Source organism: Pectobacterium carotovorum (assembly GCF_033898505.1).
Classification (GTDB): domain Bacteria; phylum Pseudomonadota; class Gammaproteobacteria; order Enterobacterales; family Enterobacteriaceae; genus Pectobacterium; species Pectobacterium carotovorum_J.
This window is the reverse complement of sequence record NZ_JAXAFK010000002.1, coordinates 239,407-263,329: the sequence shown is the minus strand read 5'-3', so window position 1 is coordinate 263,329 and position 23,923 is coordinate 239,407. Positions and strand designations below refer to the sequence as shown.

At 50.7% G+C, this 23,923-nt stretch carries 26 protein-coding genes and 1 other RNA gene; 15 read left to right on the top strand and 12 right to left on the bottom strand.

Annotation, left to right across the window (positions count from 1 at the left end):
* Positions 1–116: 116 nt before the first annotated feature.
* From R9X49_RS13225 to prfC, 6 genes are all read right to left on the bottom strand, one after another.
* Positions 117–1,394: a NupC/NupG family nucleoside CNT transporter gene (locus tag R9X49_RS13225; RefSeq protein ID WP_319848847.1), complete on the bottom strand. Its 1,278-nt coding sequence runs from the start codon at positions 1,392–1,394 to the stop codon at positions 117–119.
* 302 nt (positions 1,395–1,696) lie between these two features.
* Positions 1,697–2,494, bottom strand: a complete 798-nt coding sequence (locus R9X49_RS13220) for a TatD family hydrolase (protein ID WP_319848846.1) — start codon at positions 2,492–2,494, stop codon at positions 1,697–1,699.
* Between the two features lie 114 nt (positions 2,495–2,608).
* Positions 2,609–2,797 (bottom strand): CsbD family protein, encoded by a 189-nt coding sequence (locus R9X49_RS13215; protein ID WP_010284712.1) that lies wholly within the window; start codon positions 2,795–2,797, stop codon positions 2,609–2,611.
* A gap of 313 nt (positions 2,798–3,110) precedes the next feature.
* The gene (locus tag R9X49_RS13210; RefSeq protein WP_012773166.1) at positions 3,111–3,272 is read right to left on the bottom strand and encodes a DUF1328 domain-containing protein; all 162 of its coding nucleotides are present in this window, start codon (positions 3,270–3,272) and stop codon (positions 3,111–3,113) included.
* A gap of 148 nt (positions 3,273–3,420) precedes the next feature.
* On the bottom strand, positions 3,421–4,029 hold the full coding sequence (gene osmY / locus R9X49_RS13205; protein ID WP_319848845.1) for a molecular chaperone OsmY: 609 nt from the start codon (positions 4,027–4,029) through the stop codon (positions 3,421–3,423).
* 549 nt (positions 4,030–4,578) lie between these two features.
* Positions 4,579–6,168, bottom strand: a complete 1,590-nt coding sequence (gene prfC / locus R9X49_RS13200) for a peptide chain release factor 3 (RefSeq protein ID WP_205544441.1) — start codon at positions 6,166–6,168, stop codon at positions 4,579–4,581.
* 293 nt (positions 6,169–6,461) lie between these two features.
* Between prfC and R9X49_RS13195 the strand changes: the two genes are divergently transcribed.
* A complete protein-coding gene (locus R9X49_RS13195; protein ID WP_319848844.1) occupies positions 6,462–7,382 on the top strand; it encodes a hypothetical protein in 921 nt (306 codons plus the stop codon).
* A 45-nt stretch (positions 7,383–7,427) separates the two neighbouring features.
* Here the strand turns inward: R9X49_RS13195 and R9X49_RS13190 are convergent, their stop codons facing one another.
* Entirely contained in the window at positions 7,428–8,123 is a 696-nt protein-coding gene (locus R9X49_RS13190; RefSeq protein ID WP_319848843.1) for a YtjB family periplasmic protein, read from the bottom strand.
* 156 nt (positions 8,124–8,279) lie between these two features.
* Between R9X49_RS13190 and serB the strand changes: the two genes are divergently transcribed.
* The 3 genes from serB (at position 8,280) to nadR (ending at position 12,040) form a co-directional block, all read left to right on the top strand.
* Positions 8,280–9,257 (top strand): phosphoserine phosphatase, encoded by a 978-nt coding sequence (gene serB / locus R9X49_RS13185; protein WP_319848842.1) that lies wholly within the window; start codon positions 8,280–8,282, stop codon positions 9,255–9,257.
* A gap of 17 nt (positions 9,258–9,274) precedes the next feature.
* Entirely contained in the window at positions 9,275–10,657 is a 1,383-nt protein-coding gene (gene radA / locus R9X49_RS13180) for a DNA repair protein RadA (protein ID WP_319848841.1), read from the top strand.
* A 129-nt stretch (positions 10,658–10,786) separates the two neighbouring features.
* Positions 10,787–12,040 (top strand): multifunctional transcriptional regulator/nicotinamide-nucleotide adenylyltransferase/ribosylnicotinamide kinase NadR, encoded by a 1,254-nt coding sequence (nadR, locus tag R9X49_RS13175; protein WP_319848840.1) that lies wholly within the window; start codon positions 10,787–10,789, stop codon positions 12,038–12,040.
* On the opposite strand, the gene R9X49_RS13170 is transcribed toward nadR, so the two are convergent.
* The 3 genes from R9X49_RS13170 to zapA form a co-directional block, all read right to left on the bottom strand.
* Positions 12,037–12,678, bottom strand: a complete 642-nt coding sequence (locus tag R9X49_RS13170) for a 5-formyltetrahydrofolate cyclo-ligase (protein ID WP_319848839.1) — start codon at positions 12,676–12,678, stop codon at positions 12,037–12,039. The two genes, nadR and R9X49_RS13170, sit on opposite strands and share 4 nt — an antisense overlap.
* A 39-nt stretch (positions 12,679–12,717) precedes the next feature.
* Positions 12,718–12,901, bottom strand: a non-coding RNA gene (gene ssrS / locus R9X49_RS13165) — 6S RNA.
* Positions 12,902–12,975: 74 nt separating this feature from the next.
* Positions 12,976–13,305, bottom strand: a complete 330-nt coding sequence (gene zapA / locus R9X49_RS13160; protein ID WP_012773157.1) for a cell division protein ZapA — start codon at positions 13,303–13,305, stop codon at positions 12,976–12,978.
* Positions 13,306–13,497: 192 nt separating this feature from the next.
* Between zapA and R9X49_RS13155 the strand changes: the two genes are divergently transcribed.
* The 9 genes from R9X49_RS13155 to R9X49_RS13115 all read left to right on the top strand — a co-directional run bounded on the left by R9X49_RS13155 (position 13,498) and on the right by R9X49_RS13115 (position 20,685).
* A complete protein-coding gene (locus tag R9X49_RS13155) occupies positions 13,498–14,085 on the top strand; it encodes a YecA family protein (protein WP_319848838.1) in 588 nt (195 codons plus the stop codon).
* 74 nt (positions 14,086–14,159) lie between these two features.
* The gene (pepP, locus tag R9X49_RS13150) at positions 14,160–15,485 is read left to right on the top strand and encodes a Xaa-Pro aminopeptidase (RefSeq protein WP_319848837.1); all 1,326 of its coding nucleotides are present in this window, start codon (positions 14,160–14,162) and stop codon (positions 15,483–15,485) included.
* Between the two features lie 45 nt (positions 15,486–15,530).
* A complete protein-coding gene (ubiH, locus tag R9X49_RS13145; RefSeq protein ID WP_319848835.1) occupies positions 15,531–16,709 on the top strand; it encodes a 2-octaprenyl-6-methoxyphenyl hydroxylase in 1,179 nt (392 codons plus the stop codon).
* A 28-nt stretch (positions 16,710–16,737) separates the two neighbouring features.
* Positions 16,738–17,949: an FAD-dependent 2-octaprenylphenol hydroxylase gene (gene ubiI, locus R9X49_RS13140; RefSeq protein WP_319848834.1), complete on the top strand. Its 1,212-nt coding sequence runs from the start codon at positions 16,738–16,740 to the stop codon at positions 17,947–17,949.
* A 334-nt stretch (positions 17,950–18,283) separates the two neighbouring features.
* Positions 18,284–18,763 carry an Hcp family type VI secretion system effector gene (locus R9X49_RS13135; RefSeq protein ID WP_039510171.1) on the top strand — a complete coding sequence of 160 codons (480 nt, stop codon included), beginning with the start codon at positions 18,284–18,286 and terminating at the stop codon, positions 18,761–18,763.
* A gap of 6 nt (positions 18,764–18,769) precedes the next feature.
* Positions 18,770–19,516: a hypothetical protein gene (locus R9X49_RS13130; RefSeq protein ID WP_319848833.1), complete on the top strand. Its 747-nt coding sequence runs from the start codon at positions 18,770–18,772 to the stop codon at positions 19,514–19,516.
* A 28-nt stretch (positions 19,517–19,544) separates the two neighbouring features.
* The gene (locus tag R9X49_RS13125) at positions 19,545–19,847 is read left to right on the top strand and encodes a DUF2645 family protein (protein ID WP_319848832.1); all 303 of its coding nucleotides are present in this window, start codon (positions 19,545–19,547) and stop codon (positions 19,845–19,847) included.
* Positions 19,848–19,907: 60 nt separating this feature from the next.
* Positions 19,908–20,339: a hypothetical protein gene (locus tag R9X49_RS13120; protein WP_319848831.1), complete on the top strand. Its 432-nt coding sequence runs from the start codon at positions 19,908–19,910 to the stop codon at positions 20,337–20,339.
* 43 nt (positions 20,340–20,382) lie between these two features.
* Positions 20,383–20,685 (top strand): DUF2645 family protein, encoded by a 303-nt coding sequence (locus R9X49_RS13115; RefSeq protein WP_319848830.1) that lies wholly within the window; start codon positions 20,383–20,385, stop codon positions 20,683–20,685.
* A 50-nt stretch (positions 20,686–20,735) separates the two neighbouring features.
* On the opposite strand, the gene R9X49_RS13110 is transcribed toward R9X49_RS13115, so the two are convergent.
* Together R9X49_RS13110 and R9X49_RS13105 are read right to left on the bottom strand one after the other, a co-directional pair.
* Entirely contained in the window at positions 20,736–21,773 is a 1,038-nt protein-coding gene (locus tag R9X49_RS13110; protein WP_319848829.1) for an NADP-dependent oxidoreductase, read from the bottom strand.
* A 94-nt stretch (positions 21,774–21,867) separates the two neighbouring features.
* Complete coding sequence (locus R9X49_RS13105) at positions 21,868–22,374, bottom strand: TIGR00645 family protein (protein WP_319848828.1); 507 nt, start codon at positions 22,372–22,374, stop codon at positions 21,868–21,870.
* A gap of 582 nt (positions 22,375–22,956) precedes the next feature.
* Here R9X49_RS13105 and R9X49_RS13100 point away from each other — a divergent pair.
* Together R9X49_RS13100 and R9X49_RS13095 are read left to right on the top strand one after the other, a co-directional pair.
* Positions 22,957–23,472: a hypothetical protein gene (locus R9X49_RS13100; RefSeq protein ID WP_319848827.1), complete on the top strand. Its 516-nt coding sequence runs from the start codon at positions 22,957–22,959 to the stop codon at positions 23,470–23,472.
* 16 nt (positions 23,473–23,488) lie between these two features.
* A complete protein-coding gene (locus R9X49_RS13095; RefSeq protein ID WP_319848826.1) occupies positions 23,489–23,875 on the top strand; it encodes a DUF2750 domain-containing protein in 387 nt (128 codons plus the stop codon).
* The last annotated feature ends 48 nt before the right edge of the window (positions 23,876–23,923 follow it).

The window sequence follows — 23,923 nt, the reverse complement described above, 5'->3', positions numbered from 1 at the left end:
CATTCGGTAAATGCTGCGTAGACCGCGCTTAACCCCTGAATAATGTAGGGGTTTAAACGAACAATGGGCGACTTTCGCCGCCCATCATCTCGCTACTGCAAGAATGCCTGGTTACATTACAGGGCCAGGAAGAACCCTGCGATGCAGGCGCTCATCAGGTTAGAAAGCGTACCTGCCGCGACCGCTTTCAAACCAAAGCGGGCAATATCCTGACGCCGAGTCGGTGCCATACTGCCCAAACCTCCAATAAGGATAGCAATAGACGAAAGGTTAGCAAAGCCACACAGCGCGAACGAAATCACAGCTTTGGTATGATCCGACAGAACCTGCAAACCCGCAGCAGCAACCACGTCATCCGCTTTCAGATACTGACTGAAATTCATGTAAGCCACGAATTCATTAACAATCAGTTTTTGCCCAATGAACGACCCCGCAACGGTGGCTTCATTCCACGGAATACCAATCAGGAAAGCAATAGGCGCAAAGCACCAACCCAGAATCAGTTCCAGCGACAGTTGCGGGTAGTCAAACCAGCCGCCGATCCCACCCAGAATGCCGTTCAATACGGCGATCAGAGCGATAAACGCCAGCAGCATCGCACCCACATTCAGCGCCAGCTGCATACCGGAAGCCGCGCCGCTTGCCGCCGCATCAATAACGTTAGCCGGGCGATCGTCTTCATCGACAAAGCCTACCATTTCGTCATGGTCGTGCGTTTTTTCCGTTTCCGGCACCATGAGTTTGGCGAACAATAACCCACCCGGTGCTGCCATGAAGGAGGCCGCAATCAGGTATTCCAGCGGCACGCCCATCTGGGCATAGCCCGCCATCACGGCACCGGCAATCGAGGCCAACCCGCCACACATCACCGCAAACAGCTCTGACTGCGTCATGTTGGCGATATACGGGCGAACCACCAGCGGCGCTTCCGTTTGGCCGACAAAAATATTGGCCGTTGCTGAGAGCGATTCGGTACGGGAGGTTCCCAACAGTTTCTGCAATCCGCCACCGAGTACCTTGATGACCAACTGCATAATGCCCATGTAGTACAGCACGGCGATCAGAGAAGAGAAAAAGACGATAATCGGCAATACGCGGAGTGCGAAAACAAACCCGCCACCGCCAAAGACTTCGAACATTTTGTCGGAGACCAGACCGCCAAACATAAACGAAACGCCTTGATTTCCGTAGGCGATAACGTTTGCTACACCGCTCGTCATGCCCTCCAGAATTTTGCGTCCTACTGGTACATATAGCACCAGCGCGCCGATACCAATCTGAAGAATGAAAGCACCGACAACGGTGCGCAATCTGATCGCTTTACGGTTATTCGATAACATAACCGCGCATAAAATCAGAACAATCATGCCGATGAGACTCATAACGAGTTGCATGTGCAGTTCCCTATAACGCGTGAAAAAAGTGAGAGCATAATAAAAATCGTTTCGCCAGAACGGTAAGCACGCGCTGGCGAGCCGATTATAAAGACAGGCCCGTAGAGGTCGCTAATTTATGTCACAAATACATACAACATCGAACAGTCCAAAACACTAAAAAGTGATCTTCATCACAATTTCATGGTTGGTATATGAAATCGAAATGGCTGTTCTGTCTGTTGTTGCACAGAAATAAGAGAAAAGTGGAAGCAAACGGGCTTCCGCTTTCGGGGAATGGTTGCAGCATAACGGTAGCGGCGTTATGCCGGAGTGAGCCGTCCAAACAGTCTGAATGAATTCTGCCAGAGCGCCTCGGCAATCTCCTCTGGCGGTTCTGCGCGTAGCTCACACAGCGTTTGAAACGCACACGAAATGCGCTCGGGCCGGTTTGGCTGCCCCTGATAGCCACTCATCGGCATATCGGGTGCATCGGTTTCCAGCAGCAGCCGATCTAACGGCAGCTGCGCAATCGCCTGACGCGTTTTATTTGCCCTGTCATAGGTAATGGTTCCCCCAACGCCGATGTAATAGCCCAGTCGGATGAAGGCCTGCGCTTGCGCCAGACTGCCCGCAAACCCGTGAACCACACCGGTACGCGGCACGTCGATACGACGGAGCAATTGCGCCAGCCTGTCATGGCTGCGCCGCGAATGCAGGATCGTCGGGAGATCGTATTTTTTCGCCAGTCTAAGCTGAGCCTCAAGGAAGGCAAGCTGTCGCTCGAACTGCGGTTCAGGCATATAGAGATCCAGCCCAATCTCACCCACGGCCACCAGTCTGACAGTCTGCTGCCGCAGTTCGTCTTCCAGACAAAGCAGGTCGCTCTCCTGATGTTCAGCGATATAAAGTGGGTGCAGGCCAAGCGCCGCGTAAAGCGGAGGGTAAGTACGAGCAAGCGTCAACACGCGCTCAAAATGCTGGGAAGCCACGGCAGGGATAATAATGTGCTCAACCCCTGCGTCTTGTGCCAGACGCAAGCTTTCCGGTGCATCATCGTAAAAGAGGGGGAAATCAAAATGACAGTGTGTGTCGATAAACCGGTATCGTTCAGAAGGCACGTCGCTTCTCTCCGTCAAGATTAAGTCCGTCAAGATGAGGCGACCTAATCGACGAGCAAATAATATCCTGCCAAAGCCTCATGGCAGAATAGGACGTGTCGTTGCGGTAGAGCCTCAGTGTAACGTGGTTTTCTCTGAGGATACCTCTTCGTGTGCTTTTCCGTAACCCTCTTGCAAGACGCCGGACAAGTAATCGTTACTCCCTTCCAGCCAGGCGCAGTCGCTGTCAAACCAATCGGCCCACAGCGCCAGGAAATTTCCTTTCCACTGTTTCCATTTGCCAACAACGATATCGCTATTCATCATAAACCTCCTGATAAACTGTCGAAATGCAGCAAATACGCGGATGGTATCAGTAAAAAATAGTATGCCAGTAAAAGATAGTCTCCGGTAAAAGATAGTGTGCCGATAAAATGTGACAGCCGCATGGCGCGGCTGTGTGCTCTGTATGACATATACCCGTCATACTTCAAGTTGCATGTGCGTTGGCTGCGTTCAAATACTCGGCCCGTCGTGGGCCTCGCCCTGAAGGGCTAACGCTTCGCGTTGTTCAAAACGTTAACGTTTTGTCCTGAAACTCGAATTATTTAGGGTATAAAAGAAAAAATGCGCTGTGCTACGGCCGTTTTCGACCAGTGAACAAGCTAAGCAGAAACAGAATAATACCGACCACAAAGACGATTTTCGCTGCGCCAGCTGCTGTACCGGCGAGTCCGCCGAAACCCAGTGCTGCCGCGATAAGTGCGATAACTAAAAATATAATGCCCCAACGAAACATACGCTCTCCTTACCAGACAAAATGAAAAATCATGGTGGTCATCCTGACGCACTTCTTGCGTCCTGACTGCGTATCCACAGATGGTGTTTTATTATGCGGATTAGGTAGGGTTATCCGCTATGACGGATAACCCCGTTTGAAATGACGATTATTTAACGGTCAGGTCGTTTTTAACGCTTTTTACACCGTCAACGGCCTTCGCAATACTTTCTGCACGATCGGACTGCGCTTTGTTGTCGACTTCACCGCTCAACAGCACAACACCTTCCTGCGTTTCGACTTTCACTTTACGAGACGGAACAATGTCATCCGCCAGCAGTTTCGCCTTAATCGTGCTGGTCACCACCGCATCATCGGCATAAGCGCCAACCGACTGTGATTGATTATCTTTAACCTGCAGTTTGTCGCTGACGGATTGGACGCCCTCAACCTGAGTGGCAATTTCCACCGCCCGAGTGCTCAGTGCCTGGCTACTGACAAAGCCGCTGAGTGTGACGACACCCTTTGACGTTTCAACGGAAATGTCGCTGCTGGTAATGGATTTATCTTCCAGCAACGCACTCTTCACTTTTGCTGTGATAGCGCTGTCACTCATGTAGCCAGAGGCTTTATTGGCGGAGCTATCGATTTTTGCACCAGTTGTATCCGCGATACGTTCTACTTTCTGCCCTAACGTCTCTTCCGCCATGGCGCCGCCGGCCAGAATCGAACTCAGAGCAACTACGATCAGCGATTTTGTCAATGTGGTCTTTTTCATCGATGTCTTCCTTCTTATGCTTTTCTCTAAACCCGAAATAAGCTATTTGGGTCACGTTAACGCCTGCACAGTCATCAGCAAATCAAGGTGATAATGACGTTACCCATGCTCCGATGATTCCCTCTTCCCACATGAAAAAATCAGAGCATTGAGTTGCAAAGACGAAACAAATCAAAACAATGAGCCAACTTAAATTACGTTAACAGTTTAACAAGCTAAATCAGTTAACACGTTGTTAACTATAGCCCACAGAATGGAAAATCACAGGGGTTCGAGAGAATATGTATCGCAATTCAGATTTGTCTGTTGCACCGAGGGGCGAAATAACGCAGGGAAAAATAAAAAACTAACATATTGATTTTTAGATGATTTAAAAACGAAAACACCCGGCATGATTGGCCTCAAACCAAACATAACCGGGTGATGATTATTTTAACAATATGGTCACGATTTAAACGCCACAGCCACCGATCTCTTCGTGAAACCATGGCGCATCAATCCATGTCTTTGTGAGCCGATGCTGTTATAAAGATGAGTGCGTTATAAAGATTAATGCTCGCGCGTTTGGTGGAACGTCACTTCTGGGTAGCGCTCACGCGTCAGGTTCAGGTTAACCATCGTCGGAGCCACATAGGCCAGGTTATCCCCGCCATCCAGTGCCAGATGCAGTTCGTTCTTACGCTTAAACTCTTCGAATTTCTTCACATCGCTGCACTCAACCCAACGCGCGGTAGAAACGTTTACCGACTCGTAAATCGCCTCAACGTTGTATTCCGTTTTCAGACGGGCAACAACCACATCAAACTGCAGCACACCGACCGCACCCACTATAAGGTCATTATTGGTCAATGGACGGAAGACTTGCACCGCGCCTTCCTCAGACAGCTGTACCAGCCCTTTCAGCAGCTGTTTCTGCTTGAGTGGATCGCGCAGGCGGATACGACGGAAGAGCTCCGGCGCAAAGTTAGGGATGCCGGTGAATTTCATGTCTTCACCCTGCGTAAACGTATCGCCAATCTGAATGGTGCCGTGGTTGTGTAACCCAATGATATCGCCCGGATAGGCTTCCTCAATGTGGGAACGGTCACCCGCCATAAAGGTCAGCGCGTCTGAAATCACCACGTCTTTACCCGTACGGACCTGACGCAGCTTCATGCTTTTTTCATATCTTCCGGACACCACGCGCATAAACGCCACGCGGTCACGGTGTTTCGGGTCCATGTTGGCCTGAATCTTGAACACAAAGCCGGTGAATTTCTCTTCCGCCGCCGTCACTTCACGGGTATCCGTTTTACGCGGCATCGGCGCGGGCGCCCAGGCAACCAAGCCATCCAGCATGTGGTCAACGCCAAAGTTACCCAGCGCCGTACCAAAGAAGACCGGCGTCAGTTCGCCTGCCAGAAACGCGTCCAGCTCAAATTCGTGCGATGCCCCTTTCACCAGTTCCAGCTCTTCACGCAGCTGTGCAGCCAGTTCTTCGCCAACCGCGGTATCCAGCTCCGGGTTATCCAGCCCTTTAACGATACGCACTTCCTGAATCGTATGGCCTTTACCCGTCTGATACAGATAGGTTTCATCTTTATAAAGGTGGTACACGCCTTTGAACAACTTGCCGCAGCCAATCGGCCAGGTAATCGGCGCACAGGCAATTTTCAGCTCGCTCTCGACTTCATCCAGCACTTCCATTGGATCGCGGATGTCACGGTCAAGTTTGTTCATGAACGTCAGAATCGGGGTGTCACGCAGGCGCGTGACTTCCATCAGCTTACGCGTACGATCTTCGACCCCTTTTGCGGCGTCGATCACCATCAGACAGCAGTCCACCGCCGTCAGCGTACGATAGGTATCTTCGGAGAAGTCTTCGTGCCCTGGGGTATCGAGCAGATTCACCAGACAATCACGGTAGGGAAACTGCATCACGGACGTGGTGATGGAGATACCACGCTGCTTTTCCATCTCCATCCAGTCGGATTTCGCATGCTGGTTCGAACCACGCCCTTTTACCGTACCGGCTGTCTGGATCGCCTGTCCGAACAGCAGGACCTTTTCGGTAATCGTGGTTTTACCGGCATCGGGGTGAGAAATGATAGCGAACGTTCTTCTTTTGGAGACTTCGCGGGCGTATTCACTTGGAGACATGATTTTCAGGTTTCTTTTGTTAGCCACCCGGCGTCAGCATCAAGTCAACAACACACCGATGGCAGATCGTCAGGCAAAGCGGAAATAAACTGTAGCCGAGCATTTTCCCTGATTTAACGTGCAGACACAATCGGTGATGGCATAAACAGCAAAGCAGCGTCTTTACTTACCAAACCTCAGCGCCACGTCACAAGTAATAATAACGGAATAAATCATTTATAAAGTTACCATCTGTCCTTGCCGATAATATTCAGGTTAATATTTAACCACTTGATCGCACTGAAGGAGAGAGTATGAGCTTGTCTGTAAATAATACGGGTTATAGCAATTCTCAGGCCCAAAGCACCGCGATACCTTTATCGTCAACACAGCACACGGCAACGACAGAGTCCACCACGGCAGATAGCGTACAAATCGTCGATCCGATTACGGGAAAGACGGTCGCCTTCCCCAACAATATAAAAATTTCTGCGGAAGCGATGGCACGCTTGAAAGAAAATGTGGCAAACGCTCCGCGCTCAAATCTGAGCGAAATAGAGCAGAATGCACTTCAGGCTGAGATACTTAAAAATCGAAATCTGATACTACAAAGCAATACCAGCACGCCACCTAACCCAGGCATCAAGCTATCCGTTGATAACATCGGCACAAACGAAATGGCCCTTGAGCTCTGGTCAAATCACCTCAAAGAGGACAGCGGCATCAGTAAAGAAGCCTTTGTCGGTCTGGTTCATCAGGCGCTATCTAAGCCATCCAGCGTGACATTGTGGAGCTACACCACCGATAGCATCGAAATCACGCTAAAAGCCGCAAAGCTGGAAGAACTCAAAAACCGCTACGTGGACAGCAACTACCATGAAAACGCCGATCGTGACATTCAAAATTTCATCCAGTACCAGTCTGACGCCTTGAGTAATCTGGAAAAAAATATTCTGCAAGATGAGTATCAGCGCAGCGTCGACGCGGGAGACACCGATAAGGCTAGCGCCACGTTTCTGGAACTACAGAAAAACGCGGAAGGCACGTCAGCAACCCAACTTCAACGCCAGCAAATTTTCTCGCGTGCGGCCTCAACCGATGTTTCTGCCTGGTTCGGTAGCTTCCGCGACTATATTGCTTCCTCTGATTTCGATCGCTATACCAAGAGCGAATACAACTCAATCGTCAGTGAATTCTATAATCACTGGTTAGGGTTTCAGCTCGCGTTGAAATAGCCACGTCGCCCTCCGTACAAACACGACGTTTGTACGGGGTGGCCGTCAGGCTTTTTCTTCTTCATCCTTTTTCACTGCCGTGCTATCGCTCGGCCGCGTGTCGCTCTCTGTCTCGTCCCCTTCTTCTTTCACTGGGGTACTCGCCGTAAGAAAGTAAGGCGATTGTTGCCAGCGGGTACGACGATTCTGCAACAGCGTTCGGGTCAGAATGATGCCGATAGCCAGCGACAGCAAAATCATCAGACGCAGAATATTGGTGGTGTTATCCACTTGTCTGGCTTCGGTCGCCAATACATGGGTATCTAAGGTGATACGCAGGAAGCCGATAGGCCCTTCTTTCCCCTCAATCGGCTGCACCAGTTGATGGTTAAAGTAGCTACCAACCCGATTGCCGTCCAACGCCAGTCGATCTCGCAGTTGTACCTGCTCACCGACATGCGCCACCAGCGAGCCGTCCTGCTGATACACGCCAGCATCCAGAATACGGCTATGATCGGTAAGTTGTTTGAGAATGGTATTAATCTTTTGGCTATTATCATCCACGCTGCCCATCAGCGGAGAAAGGCTGTAAGCCACCTGTCTGGACAGCGTGCGCGCCAGATCTTCAACCTGTTCAGATCGCGCCATCTGGTGACTCAAACTGAAATAGGACGCCCCTTGCATTAATACCACCAGCAGGGCGAGGCAAATCAGCACAATTGCCGTGCGGTGTAGACGAAATTTCACCCGGGCGCGAACCATGATAATCCTTACACGTTTTGGATACTTTCATGTTGCCAGAAGCGCCGACGATAGGATAGCTTGTTGCCCAGTTTTTGGAGGGATATGTTTGGTCGACGCCACATCCCTCTTTATCGCACGACTTTATCGCACTACTGCCAGCAGAGGATGTTCTCCATGTCGAATAGTCTGACCTATCGTGATCTCCCTGATGAGATCAACTGTTGGCCGGGACTGCCATTATCACTGAGCGGTGATGAAGTGATGCCGCTTGACTATCGCGCTGGCGACACCGGCTGGCTTATTTATAGCGACGTCCTCGATAAAAACCTGATTTCTCGCTACCAGCGTAAACTGGGCAGCGCAATGGTTATCGTGAGCGCCTGGAATGTGGGCGATTATCAGGTCGTGCGTTTAGCAGGCACGCTGACGCCACGCGCTACCAAGCTGGCACACGAGCTAGGCATCGATGTCGCGGCCATGCGTAACGCACCGACGCTGCGTTCGCCGGGTTTGCTGGTCATGGACATGGATTCCACCGCGATTCAGATCGAATGTATTGATGAAATCGCCAAGCTGGCGGGCACGGGCGAATTGGTCGCTGAAGTCACTGAACGCGCGATGCGCGGCGAGCTGGATTTCGCTGCCAGCCTGCGCCAGCGCGTGGGGACATTAAAAGGTGCCGACGCCAATATCTTACAGACGGTGCGGAAAACGCTGCCGCTGATGCCGGGCCTGCGTAATATGGTTAGCCAGCTTCAGGAAGCTGGCTGGCACGTCGCCATTGCGTCGGGCGGGTTTACCTACTTTGCCGATTATTTGCGTGATGAGCTAGGACTGGTGGCCGCCGTTGCCAACGAATTAGGCATGCAAGACGGTAAGCTGACTGGCGAAGTCGTCGGTACAATTGTCGATGCAAAACATAAAGCGACCACGCTGCAACAGCTGGCGGAAAAGCTGGAAATCCCCATGCATCAGACCGTTGCGATTGGTGACGGCGCGAACGATCTGCCGATGATCAAGGCAGCCAGCTTAGGCATTGCCTATCACGCCAAACCGAAGGTCAATGAACAATCTGCGGTGACTATTCGTCATGCCGATCTGACGGGAGTGCTGTGCATTCTCAGCGGCAGTATGAGACACGAAAAGCGTTAATCAGTTGGAGGTGATACGTGGCAAAAGCCGTCAAACGGGCGTTTGTATGTAATGAATGCGGAGCTGACTACCCGCGCTGGCAAGGGCAGTGCAGCGCCTGCCATGCCTGGAACACCATTACCGAAGTTCGTCTGGCCTCGGCCTCCGTATCACGTTCCGACCGTCTCACTGGCTATGCGGGTGAGAGTGCAGGCGTCAGCCGGGTACAAAAGCTTTCGGAAATCAGCCTTGAAGCCCTGCCCCGTTTTTCTACTGGCTTTCTGGAGTTTGACCGCGTTCTGGGCGGCGGCGTCGTTCCCGGCAGCGCGATTCTGATCGGCGGCAACCCCGGCGCGGGTAAAAGTACCCTGCTGCTGCAAACGCTCTGCAAGCTGTCAGAAAATATGAAAACCCTGTACGTCACCGGGGAAGAATCATTGCAGCAGGTGGCGATGCGGGCACACCGCCTTAATCTGCCTACCCAGAATCTCAATATGCTGTCGGAAACCAGCATCGAACAGATTTGCCTGATTGCCGAGCAGGAACAGCCGAAGCTAATGGTGATCGACTCTATTCAGGTCATGCATCTCGCCGATATTCAATCGTCTCCCGGCAGCGTCGCGCAGGTGCGTGAAACCGCCGCCTACCTGACGCGCTTCGCCAAAACGCGCGGCGTCGCCATCGTGATGGTCGGCCACGTCACCAAAGATGGTTCGCTCGCTGGACCGAAAGTATTGGAACACTGCATCGACTGCTCCGTGCTGCTGGACGGCGATGCCGATTCCCGTTTCCGCACCCTGCGCAGCCATAAAAACCGTTTCGGTGCCGTTAACGAGCTGGGCGTGTTCGCGATGACAGAACAAGGGCTACGCGAGGTCAGCAATCCATCGGCGATTTTCCTCAGTCGCGGGGACGAAGTGACGTCCGGTAGTTCCGTGATGGTGGTGTGGGAAGGCACGCGCCCGCTGCTGGTCGAAATTCAGGCGCTGGTGGATCAATCGATGATGTCCAACCCGCGCCGCGTGGCGGTCGGGCTGGAGCAAAACCGCCTAGCCATCCTGTTAGCAGTGCTGCATCGCCACGGCGGCTTGCAGATGTCGGATCAGGATGTATTCGTGAATGTCGTCGGCGGCGTCAAAGTCACCGAAACCAGTGCCGACCTAGCGCTGCTGTTATCGCTGGTCTCCAGCTTCCGCGACCGCCCGCTGCCGCAGGATCTCGTCATCTTCGGTGAAGTCGGTCTGGCGGGCGAAATCCGCCCGGTTCCTAGCGGACAAGAGCGGATTACCGAAGCCGCTAAACACGGCTTCAAACGCGCCATCGTTCCTCATGCCAATATGCCGAAGAAAGCCCCTGCCAGTATGCAGGTGTTCGGCGTGAAAAAGCTGGCTGACGCTCTGGCAATCCTCGACGATCTCTAAACGGACCCCAGACAGCCCTCTGCTGCCTTTTCCCCGGTTCGCCCTGAGCTAACTGCGGTGTGAAAGAGTAGCGGAGGTTGCCGTGTTTTGTGGTACTTTGTTTAGTAAGCTAAACAAGAGTGCTGCACCATGTCATCATTTGATTACCTGAAATCCGCCATCCGGCAGAAGGGTTGCACCCTACAGCAGGTTGCCGATGCGACCGATATGACCAAAGGCTATCTCAGTCAATTACTTAATGCCAAAATCAAAAGCCCTAGCGCACAGAAACTTGAAGCGCTGCATCGCTTTCTTGAGCTGGAATTCCCGCGCTACGAAAAGAGTATTGGCGTCGTCTTCGGCAAGTTCTATCCGCTACACACTGGCCACATTTATCTGATTCAGCGCGCCTGCAGCCAGGTCGATGAACTGCATGTGATTTTAGGTTACGACGAACCACGCGACCGTCTGCTGTTTGAGAACAGTTCGATGTCGCAGCAGCCGACCGTCAGTGACCGCCTGCGCTGGCTCTTACAGACCTTTAAGTATCAGAAAAACATTCATATCCATGCCTTTAATGAGCAAGGAATGGAGCCTTACCCGCACGGCTGGGATGTGTGGAGTAAAGGGATTCAGGCGTTCATGCAGGAAAAAAGCATCACGCCCAATTTCGTCTACACCAGCGAAGAACAGGATGCCCCGCAATACCGTGAGCATCTGGGCATTGAGGCCGTCCTGATCGACCCACAGCGCTCCTTTATGAACATCAGCGGTTCGCAGATTCGTCACGATCCCTTCCGCTATTGGGACTATATCCCGACTGAGGTGAAACCGTTCTTTGTGCGCACGGTTGCCATTCTTGGTGGTGAATCCAGCGGCAAATCCACGCTGGTGAATAAACTGGCCAATATCTTCAACACCACCAGCGCCTGGGAATATGGCCGCGATTACGTGTTCTCTCATCTGGGGGGCGACGAGATGGCGCTGCAATATTCCGACTACGACAAGATCGCGTTGGGTCAGGCGCAGTACATTGATTTTGCCGTCAAATACGCCAATAAAGTGGCCTTTATCGACACCGACTTCGTCACCACGCAAGCGTTCTGCAAGAAATATGAGGGACGTGAACACCCGTTCGTTCAGGCGCTGATCGACGAATACCGCTTCGATCTGGTGATTTTGCTGGAAAACAACACGCCGTGGGTGGCCGACGGACTGCGCAGTTTAGGCAGCACCACAGCCCGTTCGGAGTTCCAGAACCTGCTGAAAACGATGCTGGCTAACAATAATATCCCGTACGTTTACATCAAAGAGTCGGACTACGACTCGCGCTTCCTGCACTGTGTAGAGTTGGTACAGCAGATGTTGGGCCACGATCGTTCGCCTGAATCGATAAAGGGCTAGCGCGTACTCCACTGCCAATGGCGAGAGGGGGTAATAATTTCCGGCAGCGGAATATCCCAGCTTTCCACTGGCAGTGCGTCAACCTGCTGACAATCATGGGCCAGGCCGATCGGATAAGGCCCATGAGACATCTGCTTGCGATACTGCAACGTACGGTCGTAAAAACCGCCGCCCATACCCAGCCGCTGCCCTTGATGATCAAACGCCACCAGCGGCGTCAGCAGAATGTCCAGTTGCGGTAACGGCAGCACCTGACGCACGTCCAGACGCGGCTCCATAATCTTCAGACGATTGCGTACCAGCTCGGTGTCCGGCGCATAGCGCAGGAACAGCAGATGCCCGGCGCGAAATGGATGCAGAACCGGTAAATAAACACGCTTCCCCTGCTGCCACAGCTGTTGAATCAGCGGGGAAGTATCCAGTTCGCCATCAAAAGACAAAAATACCGCCACGCTATCTGCCCGCATGATTGTCGGGTGTGTCATGACGCGTTCACAAGCCTGCAGTGCAAATAACGCCTGCTGCTCTGGCGTCAGTAAACGCCGATTTTGCCGCACAGCCTGACGAATCTGCTGACGTGATGATGCCGTAGAAGAAGGTGTCGTATCGGGAAGTGTCGATGAATCAGAAGATGACATGGGCTGCATTCGCCACGGGTCAAGAATAATAAAAGAAAGGGAATCTCCGAGATGCCGCCGCAGGCTGTAACCCTTGAACCCTTGGTTCAAGGTGAACATAACGTCGCAGTCTTAAGGCTTCTCGGACGAACCGAGCGTGCTCACCAACCGCAGAGCATTACATTCTGTTGGTATGAAATATCGGCTCAGGGGACTGGCCCGCTGACAAACATCTCAGAGAAATTTTATTCGTTACTCGCGATAAACCTTAGCACGTCTTATCGCGTAAAAACACCGTACTTTTGTCAAAATACGACGTTATTCAAATTGCGCACCCTGGCGTTCTGTGATCCGCCCTTGTTCCAGCAATGCCTGTTCGATGGTCTGCTGTAACATACGAATACGCTGTTCCATATTCGACGCATAATCACGGGTTTTACCCCGCTCCTGCGCCAGTTCATGGCACACATTCAGCGCGGCAATAAACACCAGTTGCTCAGTGTTTGTGACTCTAGTGCGAACTTTAAGATCTTGCAACCGCTGGTTAAGATCTTCCGCTGCCTGATTCAACGCATCCTGTTGTTCTGGCGGGCAATTCACTCTTAACGAACGGCCAAAAATTTGAATATCTACTGGTTGTGCAGACATACCACCTTCCTGCCTTTTGTCGTTCTTACGCCCGCGTGCCACATAGCATGAGCATTACCCGTTACATCGGGCTCGTTAAAGCGGGCGCAACTATATATAGCCGAGATCTAAGATACAAGCCCTTTCTGGAATCGAAAGGGAGCTTGGTGGTAGCATAGCACGAACCAATCCAGCCAACGATGACGAATCCGCATGTCTATAGAGAATACGTTTCCCGCCTATGAAGGCCTTGACCAACTGCTTCACCAACAGCAGGTCGCGCTGACCGCAGCAGAAATGCACGGTTTGATCAGTGGGATGCTGTGTGGTGGAAACCATGACGACAGTTGGAGAACGCTGGTTTTTGAACTGACTAACGAAGGCATGGCGTTTACCCAAACGCTGTCGCAGCCGCTTCAGGACCTGTACCAGGCCACGCGTGAAGCACTGGAAGATGATGGCTTTCTGTTCCAGCTTTTCCTGCCTGACGACTCACTGGATGAAGTGAGTGTCTTCGATCGCGCCGACGCGCTGGCAGGCTGGGTCAACCACTTCCTGCTCGGGCTGGGCGTGGTTCAGCCGCAGTTGAACAAAGCCAAAGGCGAACTGAAAGAAGCCATCGAAGATTTACGCAACATCGCACAACTGGGCTACGACGAAGATGAAGACCAGGAAGAGCTGGAGCAATCACTGGAAGAAGTGATTGAGTATGTTCGCGTTTCTGCCATTTTATGCCATACCGAATTTACCAGCCAACGCGTTGTGACTGCGCCCGAACAGCAAAAACCAACGCTGCACTAAATAACGTAGAAAGGCATGCCTCATTCAGAGCGGAAGGGAAAGGCAACCGCACGGACTATTTTCAGGAGCAGGTGATGAACCCACAAGAATTTCTTCGTCGTCGTCAGGGTCTGTTGGAAAAAATGGCACCGGGCAGCGCGGCGATTATTTTTGCCGCGCCGGAAGCGCAGCGCAATGCCGACAGTGACTATCCTTATCGTCAAAATAGTGATTTCTGGTATTTCACGGGATTCAACGAACCAGAAGCCGTTCTGCTGCTGGTAAAAAGCGATGCCAAGCATCATCACAGCGTGATCTTCAACCGCGTACGCGATCTGACGGCCGAGATCTGGTTTGGTCGCCGTCTTGGTCAGGAAGCGGCACCCGCCAAGCTCGGCGTTGATCGCGCCCTGCCGTTTGGCGAAATTGGCGCACAGCTGCACCTATTATTGAATGGTCTGGACGTGGTGTATCACGCGCAAGGACAGTACGATTATGCCGACAAGCTGGTCTTCGCCGCGCTGGACACTTTACGCAACGGCACCCGTCAGGGGTTTGCTGCCCCCGCCACGCTGACCGACTGGCGTCCGTGGGTACATGAGATGCGCCTGTTCAAATCGCCTGCGGAAATCAGCGTAATGCGCCGCGCCTGTGAAATTACGGCACTGGCCCACACGCGCGCCATGCAAAAATGCCGTCCCGGCATGTATGAATATCAGCTTGAAGGCGAAATTCACCACGAATTTACCCGCCACGGCGCACGCTACCCGTCTTACAACACGATCGTCGGCAGCGGTGAGAACGCCTGCATCCTGCATTACACCGAAAACGAAACGCAAATGTGCGACGGCGATCTGGTGCTGATTGACGCGGGCTGTGAATACAAAAGTTATGCCGGCGATATTACCCGTACCTTCCCCGTCAACGGCAAGTTTACCGCGCCGCAGCGCGCCATTTACGACCTCGTGCTGCGCTCACAGCTGCGTGCGCTGGAACTGTTTGGCCCAGGTCGCAGCATCCGTGAAGTAAACGAAGAAGTGGTGCGCATTATGGTCAGCGGACTCATCAAACTCGGCGTGCTGAAAGGTGAAGTGGAAGAGCTGATTGCCGAGCAGGCACATCGCCAGTTCTTCATGCACGGCCTCAGCCACTGGCTGGGTCTGGACGTGCACGACGTGGGTGATTACGGCACGACAGATCGAGGCCGTCCGCTTGAGCCGGGTATGGTACTGACCATTGAGCCCGGTCTTTACATCGCGCCCGATGCCAAAGTGCCGCCGCAGTACCGGGGAATCGGCGTGCGTATCGAAGATAACATCGTGATCACCGAAAACGGCAACGAAAACCTGACGGCTGGCGTAGTTAAAGACGCCGATGACATTGAAGCGCTCATGGCGCAGCAGCATGATAAGCAACGCTAAGCAGCGCTTTCAAAGGGCAACGGCATAATTGCAAAGGACAACAGCATGGCGGTCATGATTGTTGGTGGCGGAATGGCGGGCGCGACGCTGGCGCTGGCGATCTCTCGGCTTTCACAGGGCACAATCCCGGTCGATCTTATCGAGGCACATTCGCCGCTCGACAAGGAACATCCAGGCTTTGACGCACGCGCCATCGCCTTGTCTGAAGGTACACGCCAGCAGCTAGCAACGCTAGGCATCTGGCAAGCGCTCTCAGGCAATGCAACGGCGATAACCGATATTCACGTCAGCGAACGCGGGCACGCTAGTGTGGTGAACCTGAAAGCCTCGGACTATCACGTTCAGGCCTTAGGTCATGTAGTTGAACTGCACGACGTCGGACAACGCCTGTTTTCCCTGCTGCAACAGGCCCCAGGTGTGCGCCTGCACTGCCCGGCCAAAGTGGTTGCCGTCACGCGGACGCAGGATAACGCGACGCTAACGCTGGACGACGGCACCGAGCTAGCAGGTCAACTGCTGGTTGCCGCCGACGGTTCGCGCTCCATGCTGTCGCAGTCTTGCGGCATTCAATGGCAGCAGCATGATTATGATCAGATCGCGACGATCGCCAATGTGACGACGGCCGAACCTCATCTCGGCCGCGCGTTCGAGCGGTTTACCCCGCACGGCCCGCTGGCGCTCTTGCCGATGAGTAACGGTCGTTGCTCACTCGTCTGGTGCCATGATAAACACCGTCAACATGAGGTCGATGGATGGAGCGAGGCTGAATTTTGCCAGCAGCTACAGCAGGCTTTTGGCTGGCGTCTGGGGCGGTTCACTCACATCGGCGAACGCCACAGCTACCCGCTGCGCTTACTCACGGCCAGCCAGCATATTAGCCATCGGCTGGCGCTGGTGGGTAACGCGGCACAAACGCTGCACCCGATTGCCGGACAAGGCTTTAATCTGGGGATTCGCGATGTGATGTCGCTGGCAGAAACCCTCGTCGAGGCAGCAAAAAATCAGCAGGATCTCGGCCAGTACACGGTGCTCGACCGCTATCAGCAGCGGCGCGTGCCCGATCAACACGCCACAGTGGCGATCACCGATGGGCTGGTCAGGCTATTCGCCAACCGCTATGCCACGCTGGCCGTTAGCCGCAATCTGGGCCTCATCGCCATGAATAACCTGCCGCTGATGCGCGACGCCTTTGCCCGTCGCACGCTGGGCTGGGTAGAACGTTAATTAAGCTCGCCAACAGGAAAATACGGAAATGCAATCATTCGACGTGGTTATTGCCGGTGGCGGTATGGTCGGTCTGGCGCTGGCCTGCGGCTTACAGGGCAGCGGCCTGCGTATCGCCGTGCTGGAGAAACAGGCGGCCGAACCTCAGCCGCTCGGGAAAGACCATGCCCTGCGCGTCTCCGCCATCAATGCCGCCAGTGAATGTCTCCTGCGCCATATCGGCGTCTGGGAAAACCTCGTGGCGCAACGCGTCAGTCCTTACAACGATATGCAGGTATGGGATAAAGACAGCTTCGGTAAAATCAGCTTTAGCGGTGAAGAATTCGGCTTTTCCCATCTTGGGCATATCATTGAAAATCCGGTGATTCAGCAGGTTCTGTGGCAACGCGCCTCTCAGTTAAGCGACATCACCCTGCTCTCTCCCGCATCGCTAAAACAGGTCGCCTGGGGCGAGAACGAAGCCTTTATTACCTTGCAGGACGACAGCATGCTGACCGCCCGGCTGGTGGTGGGTGCGGATGGCGCGCACTCTTGGCTACGTCAGCATGCGGATATTCCGCTGACCTTTTGGGATTACGGCCATCACGCGCTGGTCGCCAACATTCGTACCGAACAGCCCCATCAATCTGTCGCGCGTCAGGCATTTCACGGCGACGGTATTCTGGCGTTCTTGCCGCTGGACGAGCCTCACCTTTGTTCGATTGTCTGGTCGCTTTCGCCGGAACAGGCTCAGGCGATGCAGAACCTGCCTGTAGAAGAATTCAATCGTCAGGTCGCCATGGCGTTTGATATGCGACTGGGGCTGTGTGAGCTGGAAAGCGAACGCCAGACTCTCCCGCTGACCGGACGCTACGCTCGCAGTTTCGCAGCACACCGACTGGTGCTGGTCGGCGACGCGGCGCACACCATTCATCCGCTGGCAGGACAAGGCGTCAATCTGGGCTTCATGGATGTCGCCGAGCTGATTGCGGAGCTGAAGCGTTTACAGGCGCAGGGCAAAGACATCGGGCAACATCTTTACCTGCGACGCTATGAGCGCCGCCGCAAACACAGCGCCGCGGTGATGCTCGCCAGTATGCAGGGGTTCCGCGAACTGTTTGACGGTGACAATCCGGCGAAAAAGCTACTGCGCGATGTCGGTCTGGTGCTGGCGGATAAACTGCCAGGCATTAAACCCACGCTGGTACGTCAGGCAATGGGATTACACGATCTCCCAGACTGGCTTAGCGTCGGGAAATAGTAAAACCTGAATAAATAATACATCTCGCCGTGCCAGCGGCGAGATATCAATAGCACATCGATTTAATTAAACACATAACGCATTTAACTACACACCTTTATTTAATCAGCGTCTCTCGGATATTTATTTTACTCTTTTAATATAATTAGCAATATAACTAAATTCATATTAACCAATATTGCCTATAGAAAACAAACGATTATATTAATTTCTTTCAGGATGGTGACATAACTGAAGTCATATTTATTATTAAACCTTCGAGTTCTTCTTCTATTCAATCAAGATTTACGTTATAACTTTCCCAACAAGGATTGTTTAACAGGGAGTTACACGAATGGCTAATTCTATTTTCATGAAGATCACCGGAAAAATTCAGGGGTTGATCTCTGAAGGATGCTTAAGTATCGACTCGGTAGGAAATAAACATATATCTGGTCACGAAGATGAGATTTTTGTTTATGCAACGAATTACGACTTATCAAGAGATCGACACGTCAATCATCATCCCTTTTCCGTAACCAAAGTCGTTGATAAATCTACACCACTCTTGCTAACCAGCATCGCCAACAATGAGCTAATGGAAGTTGAATTGAGGTATTACCGTACCTCCGCCAGCGGGACGCAAGAGAACTACATGACAATCACATTAAGGGATGCGTCTATTGTCAACCTCTCTAATCAGAATCCCAACTCATTGACACATAACGATATGCAGCCATTTGAAACCCTGAGCCTGCGTTATGAAAGCATTACCTGCCAACACAATATTGCAGGTACATCGGGGTACAGCATATTGACTGAGAATATGTACTGATAAACCATGAATAAGATCAATGAAATTATCAACGAATGCGACCTGAGTTTTTCCGATTGGGGAAAGAACTACCCACGCTGGTCGCCTATTGACTTCGCTTGGTGGAAAACGTTTGGCGGAGCTGACTATTTAAACAAATACAAGGATAGTTATATTATTTTCCATAAAGAGAAAATAAAAGAAATTGCCAGGCAGTATAAAATTCCAGCAACGCTCCTTGCTTTGGTCGCTCATACCGAAGCAGGAGGAATGATTGACTATCTTAAATATCCAGTTTTATTTTACAGGCAGTCTAAGCATACCTATAGTAACTGGACAAACCAAGAGACAGCTACACCACCTCCTGAGAAAACATCAATAGGTATTATTGCTATGCAAATTAGGGTGGTTGCCGAGATTTTTGATAAAAACCCCAGTGAATTGAAAAATGCTGAAGCAATGTACATCTCGGTTTGTCTAAATAAAGATAATTTCAATCTTACTATGGTTGCACGCCACCTTTACGAGTTAATAAATTATGATTACCCCGGCACTGACACGTTGAACTTAACCGACGAGCAGTTCATCCTGGCGGGTTCACGCTACAACAGAGGTATTGAACGTAGACACAGTGACTTTATTCGATCGATAAATGCAGAAAAAAGTGCTAAGAAAGAAAGGGACTGGACATCGTACGGTAGAACAATGCTAAATCATCGTGAAAAAGTAACAAAATTGCTTTATAGCAGTACAACTGTTATGCAGAAACCATAGGATAAACATGCAGCCAGGAGAAATATCAATGTCACGAGCAAAAAAATTCCTCTATCATGTCTATTTTTATGCCTATTCTGCGTTATGCCTTTTTTTAATCAATGCTTTTTCTACTATCGAATATGAATGGATGATAGATGGCGACTCAGTTGCAGATTTCTGTGAAGTGCCGGAAGCCGATGCTGATGGCTTTTTCAGTATCATTATCGTTCCTTTATCTATCCCTTTTTTCATTTTTAAAAGAAGCCTACCTAGAATCATTACTTACCTTATCATCCTCGGATATCATTCATACCGTTTTTATACACGAATCAGTCTTTGTCCAAATTAGTTTATTTTGAGTAAAATATAAACCAATAAAATTGACGAGTTGAATAAAAAAGACAATAATATGTTGAAATTTAAATATAGTGACTTAATAAAAGCAATATTTTTACTATTTTTCTCAATTGGCGTATTTATTATTTCCGCAGGCTTATTCTACGAAGAAAGCTACCACTACAAAGAAGATGATTATTTTACACATTATACTTTAACCCTAGATGAAGTAAAAGACATACCTATTATTTCTGACAACTACGAATTTTACTATTACTCACCAGATGGCACGCAGCGATTAACCAATGGCGTAATTTTTTATAACCCAATGCCTGAGCGTAAAGCTGAATTGATAAAATACATAGAGACGATTGGATTTAAAAAAACCAAAAGCATCCCATGGAGTTACGGAAATATAAGTGAAGTATGGGTAAAAGGACATGATGAGGTTAATCTAATACAAGATGATAAAAATAGAACGATTGATATCTCATTTATTAAATAGTAACATTCATTTTTCATAAAAATTAAAAAAGGAATTTGAAAGCATGATTAGTAAAAATCACATATATAATATCTATTTTTATACTTATTCTGTCCTATGTCTTTTTTTAATTCATGCTTTTTCATCAATCGAATATGAATGGCTATTTGGTGACAGCTCACTTAAAAATTTTTGTGAAAACCCGAGAAGCTATGCTGATAGTTTTTCAAATTTTATTATCATTCCTTTGTCTATCCCTTTTCTTTTGGTTAAACGAACACCACCAAGAATAATTACCTACCTTGTTATTCTCATGTATTACTCAGGCAGTTTCTATACACGCGTGACTATCTGCCCGTACTGGTAACACACTCTGTCTAGCGCAAAACTCGCCGCCACAGCGGCGAGTCCGATGTATCAGGCGTCGGGTCCGACTCTGACTACTAATTTGCCGAAGTTACGACCGTGTAGCAGGCCGATAAAGGCTTCGGGTGCATTTTCCAATCCGTCGACAATCTCTTCGCGGTATTTGATCTTACCTTCCTCCACCCACGGCGACACATCCTTCCAGAACTCATCGAAACGGTGGCCATAATCATCAAAGATAATGAATCCCTGCATCCGAATACGTTTCTTCAGGATAGTCCCCATCAGCAGCGGTAAGCGGTCTGGCCCATCTGGCAGCCCTGTTGCATTGTAGCCGGAGACTAACCCGCACACGGGAATACGCGCCGAGGTATTCAACAACGGCAGCACGGCATCAAAGACTTTCCCACCGACGTTTTCAAAGTAAATATCGATTCCCTGCGGGCAGGCTTGTTTCAGCTGTTCTGCAAAATCATCCGCCCGGTGATCGAGGCAAACGTCAAACCCCAGAACTTCAACCGCGTAGCGGCATTTCTCCGCCCCACCTGCCACGCCAACAACCCGGCAGCCTTTCAATTTCCCGATCTGACCAACCGTCGCACCGACCGGGCCGGTCGCGGCAGCGACCACCAGCGTTTCACCCGTTTTCGGCTGACCGATATCCGTCAGCCCCATATACGCGGTGAAGCCCGGCATACCCAGCACGCCCAATGCGTAGGAAGGATTCGTCGGCGACTGACCCAGATTCGTTAATCCTTTGCCGTCGGAAATCGCATAATCCTGCCAGCCGCTGAAGGACAGCACCCAGTCACCGGTCTGATAATCCGGGTGCTTTGATTCCACCACGCGGCTGATTGTCCCACCGACCATCACGTCATTCAGTTCGACGGGTTTGGCATAAGAAGGGGCGTCGCTCATGCGGCCACGCATATAAGGGTCAAGGGAAAGGAACACCGTACGCAGCAGGATATGCCCCGTATCGACCTGCGGAATGGCCTGCTGTTCCAGACGAAAAGTATCTTGTTTCGGCTCGCCGTGCGGGCGCTGAGCCAGAACCACACGGCGGTTAATTTGATCGGTTTGCGGCATCGTATCCTCCGTTAAACAAAGTGTGTTGATAAAATCACTTCATTAACAATAGGATCGGTTTTTTCTTCTGGCTACGCAAACCGTGCGGCGTTCATTATGCCGTTTTGCTTTTCTCGTAACGCGACATGCGATCCAGATACCCCATGACAAGTGCAGACAGCACAAACGTCAAATGGATAATCACGTACCACATCAATTTGTTATCCGGGATATTGCGGGCATCCATGAACACACGCAGCAGGTGGATAGACGAGATAGCGACAATCGAGGCAGCCACTTTATTTTTCAGCGAGCCGGAGTCCATCTTACCGAGCCAGTTCAGCTTTTCTCTGCCTTGGGAGATATCCAGCGCCGAGACAAAGTTCTCGTAACCGGACAACATCACCATCACCAACAACCCGCCGACCAGCGTCATATCGATCAGTGACAGCAGTACCAGCACCAAATCCGCTTCAGCGATATCCAGGATGTTGGGCAGGACGTGGAACACCTCCTGGAAAAACTTGATCGCCAGCGCCAGCAATCCGAGCGACAGCCCGAGATAAACAGGGGCAAGCAGCCAGCGCGATGAATACATCAGATTCTCAATAAAACGTTCCATAACTCACTATATGCAGGTGGAAAAGAGGGAAATCATAGCGAAAAGTCCTGCTGTGGTGTTAATCAATTCTTGAGCAAAATGCTACCTTTACAGAATGCACTTCCCCACCGTGCCCCAGAGATAAATTCTGCGTTTTGTGATCCTGCCTGCTCCTACCTTCAAACCGATGCCGCTCTCCCAATCCTCATGGCACGCATCTGAAGGTTCGCCCTGTTTCACCTTCCTACACTGTCTGGCGCCAGCAGGTCTGGCAACAATCATACACAGCACTCTACATTCAGAGCCGAATACAGGCTTACCACAAAATAAAACAAGGGGTTACGCATGCTGATTCTCGGCGCTATGGTCATTATTCTGGCGGCGAATATTGTCGGGTTAGGCATGGCCGCGTAAGCGCCTTAGCATTGCGTTCAGTATCATCAAGGCGAGTACCGAACGTGATGACAACAGCTCGGAAAAATACGCTGAGTCGTTGATATTACGGCATCCCTCCCTATATGCTGCCTTTCTGAATACGCCATTATTAATCATGGTGCCAATCCAGCCTCATCGGTTAACGCCCTCAAATAATAAGGACTAATAATGGAAAATGTAGAAAGGAGCTCTTTCTTCGTACTATTAAAAGCATTTGACAGATTGGGCAATGTACTTCAATCGGTGGGCATAACTTTGCCAAAAGAGGTTGTCTTACTTACGGACAATCTTTGGGCCTACCTTGCCTCAGAAACTCAATACATAAATATTAATCCAGCACTTGAAGCTATCGATGTTGCTGTGGTGGATGAACAGGAGGCGAATAGTGACGAGATTTTCAGCAACTTATATCTGTATGCCTTTTCAGATTTCCTCATGTTCTTCTCTGAGGGAAAGACAAGCTTAGAGGCAGCTGAATCATCGATTATTGACGCTTATGATTACATGGCGGCTCAACATTTTTTACGCAACGAGAAGGAAGGAAAAGCGGTTATGTTGAGTGATGATGACGAAGAAAAGATAAAAAATGATCCACTGTATGTGAACGAACTGACCGCTCTGAGAACAGACCGGGCTTTCGCTGAGAACATCGTTCTGTGGGATAATGCGGTGGCATTTCGATGAGGAAATGATTTAAATAATGATGAGCGCGCACCCTAAAAAAATTGAAAATATTTATCGTTTAGACTCGCAAGAAAGGTGTGATTACTTTATCCGTAAGATTACTGATTTTGAAGTTATCTGGGGATTATTTAATGAGGGCTGGGCAACCGCGATATCCGGTCAGAATCTGGCTATTCCCTTCTGGCCTGAGGAAAGTTTTGCCACACTGTGCGCTCATGGTGAATGGGCGGGATTCACAGCAAAAGCAATTGAGCTAAACGCATTTCTATCGCATTGGCTTCCAGGAATGCAGAACGATGGCAGAATATGTCAAATTTTCCCCACGCCAAGTGAACACGGTTTTTTCATCCCCCCAACAGCCTTATTGCACGCCATTAAAGAAGAACTTGAACAATACGAATGACCGATCCTTGGCGAGGAGTAGCCATTGATGATAATCGGGCGGATTATC

Bases quoted from the DNA above. Each gene is read 5' to 3' on its own strand.
- R9X49_RS13225 (WP_319848847.1), bottom strand. From the start codon at position 1,394: ATGCAACTCGTTATGAGTCTCATCGGCATGATTGTTCTGATTTTATGC.
- R9X49_RS13215 (WP_010284712.1), bottom strand. From the start codon at position 2,797: ATGAATAGCGATATCGTTGTTGGCAAATGGAAACAGTGGAAAGGAAAT.
- R9X49_RS13210 (WP_012773166.1), bottom strand. From the start codon at position 3,272: ATGTTTCGTTGGGGCATTATATTTTTAGTTATCGCACTTATCGCGGCA.
- osmY (WP_319848845.1), bottom strand. From the start codon at position 4,029: ATGAAAAAGACCACATTGACAAAATCGCTGATCGTAGTTGCTCTGAGT.
- prfC (WP_205544441.1), bottom strand. From the start codon at position 6,168: ATGTCTCCAAGTGAATACGCCCGCGAAGTCTCCAAAAGAAGAACGTTC.
- R9X49_RS13195 (WP_319848844.1), top strand. From the start codon at position 6,462: ATGAGCTTGTCTGTAAATAATACGGGTTATAGCAATTCTCAGGCCCAA.
- R9X49_RS13190 (WP_319848843.1), bottom strand. From the start codon at position 8,123: ATGGTTCGCGCCCGGGTGAAATTTCGTCTACACCGCACGGCAATTGTG.
- serB (WP_319848842.1), top strand. From the start codon at position 8,280: ATGTCGAATAGTCTGACCTATCGTGATCTCCCTGATGAGATCAACTGT.
- nadR (WP_319848840.1), top strand. From the start codon at position 10,787: ATGTCATCATTTGATTACCTGAAATCCGCCATCCGGCAGAAGGGTTGC.
- R9X49_RS13170 (WP_319848839.1), bottom strand. From the start codon at position 12,678: ATGTCATCTTCTGATTCATCGACACTTCCCGATACGACACCTTCTTCT.
- zapA (WP_012773157.1), bottom strand. From the start codon at position 13,305: ATGTCTGCACAACCAGTAGATATTCAAATTTTTGGCCGTTCGTTAAGA.
- R9X49_RS13155 (WP_319848838.1), top strand. From the start codon at position 13,498: ATGTCTATAGAGAATACGTTTCCCGCCTATGAAGGCCTTGACCAACTG.
- pepP (WP_319848837.1), top strand. From the start codon at position 14,160: ATGAACCCACAAGAATTTCTTCGTCGTCGTCAGGGTCTGTTGGAAAAA.
- ubiH (WP_319848835.1), top strand. From the start codon at position 15,531: ATGGCGGTCATGATTGTTGGTGGCGGAATGGCGGGCGCGACGCTGGCG.
- ubiI (WP_319848834.1), top strand. From the start codon at position 16,738: ATGCAATCATTCGACGTGGTTATTGCCGGTGGCGGTATGGTCGGTCTG.
- R9X49_RS13135 (WP_039510171.1), top strand. From the start codon at position 18,284: ATGGCTAATTCTATTTTCATGAAGATCACCGGAAAAATTCAGGGGTTG.
- R9X49_RS13130 (WP_319848833.1), top strand. From the start codon at position 18,770: ATGAATAAGATCAATGAAATTATCAACGAATGCGACCTGAGTTTTTCC.
- R9X49_RS13125 (WP_319848832.1), top strand. From the start codon at position 19,545: ATGTCACGAGCAAAAAAATTCCTCTATCATGTCTATTTTTATGCCTAT.
- R9X49_RS13120 (WP_319848831.1), top strand. From the start codon at position 19,908: ATGTTGAAATTTAAATATAGTGACTTAATAAAAGCAATATTTTTACTA.
- R9X49_RS13115 (WP_319848830.1), top strand. From the start codon at position 20,383: ATGATTAGTAAAAATCACATATATAATATCTATTTTTATACTTATTCT.
- R9X49_RS13110 (WP_319848829.1), bottom strand. From the start codon at position 21,773: ATGCCGCAAACCGATCAAATTAACCGCCGTGTGGTTCTGGCTCAGCGC.
- R9X49_RS13105 (WP_319848828.1), bottom strand. From the start codon at position 22,374: ATGGAACGTTTTATTGAGAATCTGATGTATTCATCGCGCTGGCTGCTT.
- R9X49_RS13100 (WP_319848827.1), top strand. From the start codon at position 22,957: ATGGAAAATGTAGAAAGGAGCTCTTTCTTCGTACTATTAAAAGCATTT.
- R9X49_RS13095 (WP_319848826.1), top strand. From the start codon at position 23,489: ATGATGAGCGCGCACCCTAAAAAAATTGAAAATATTTATCGTTTAGAC.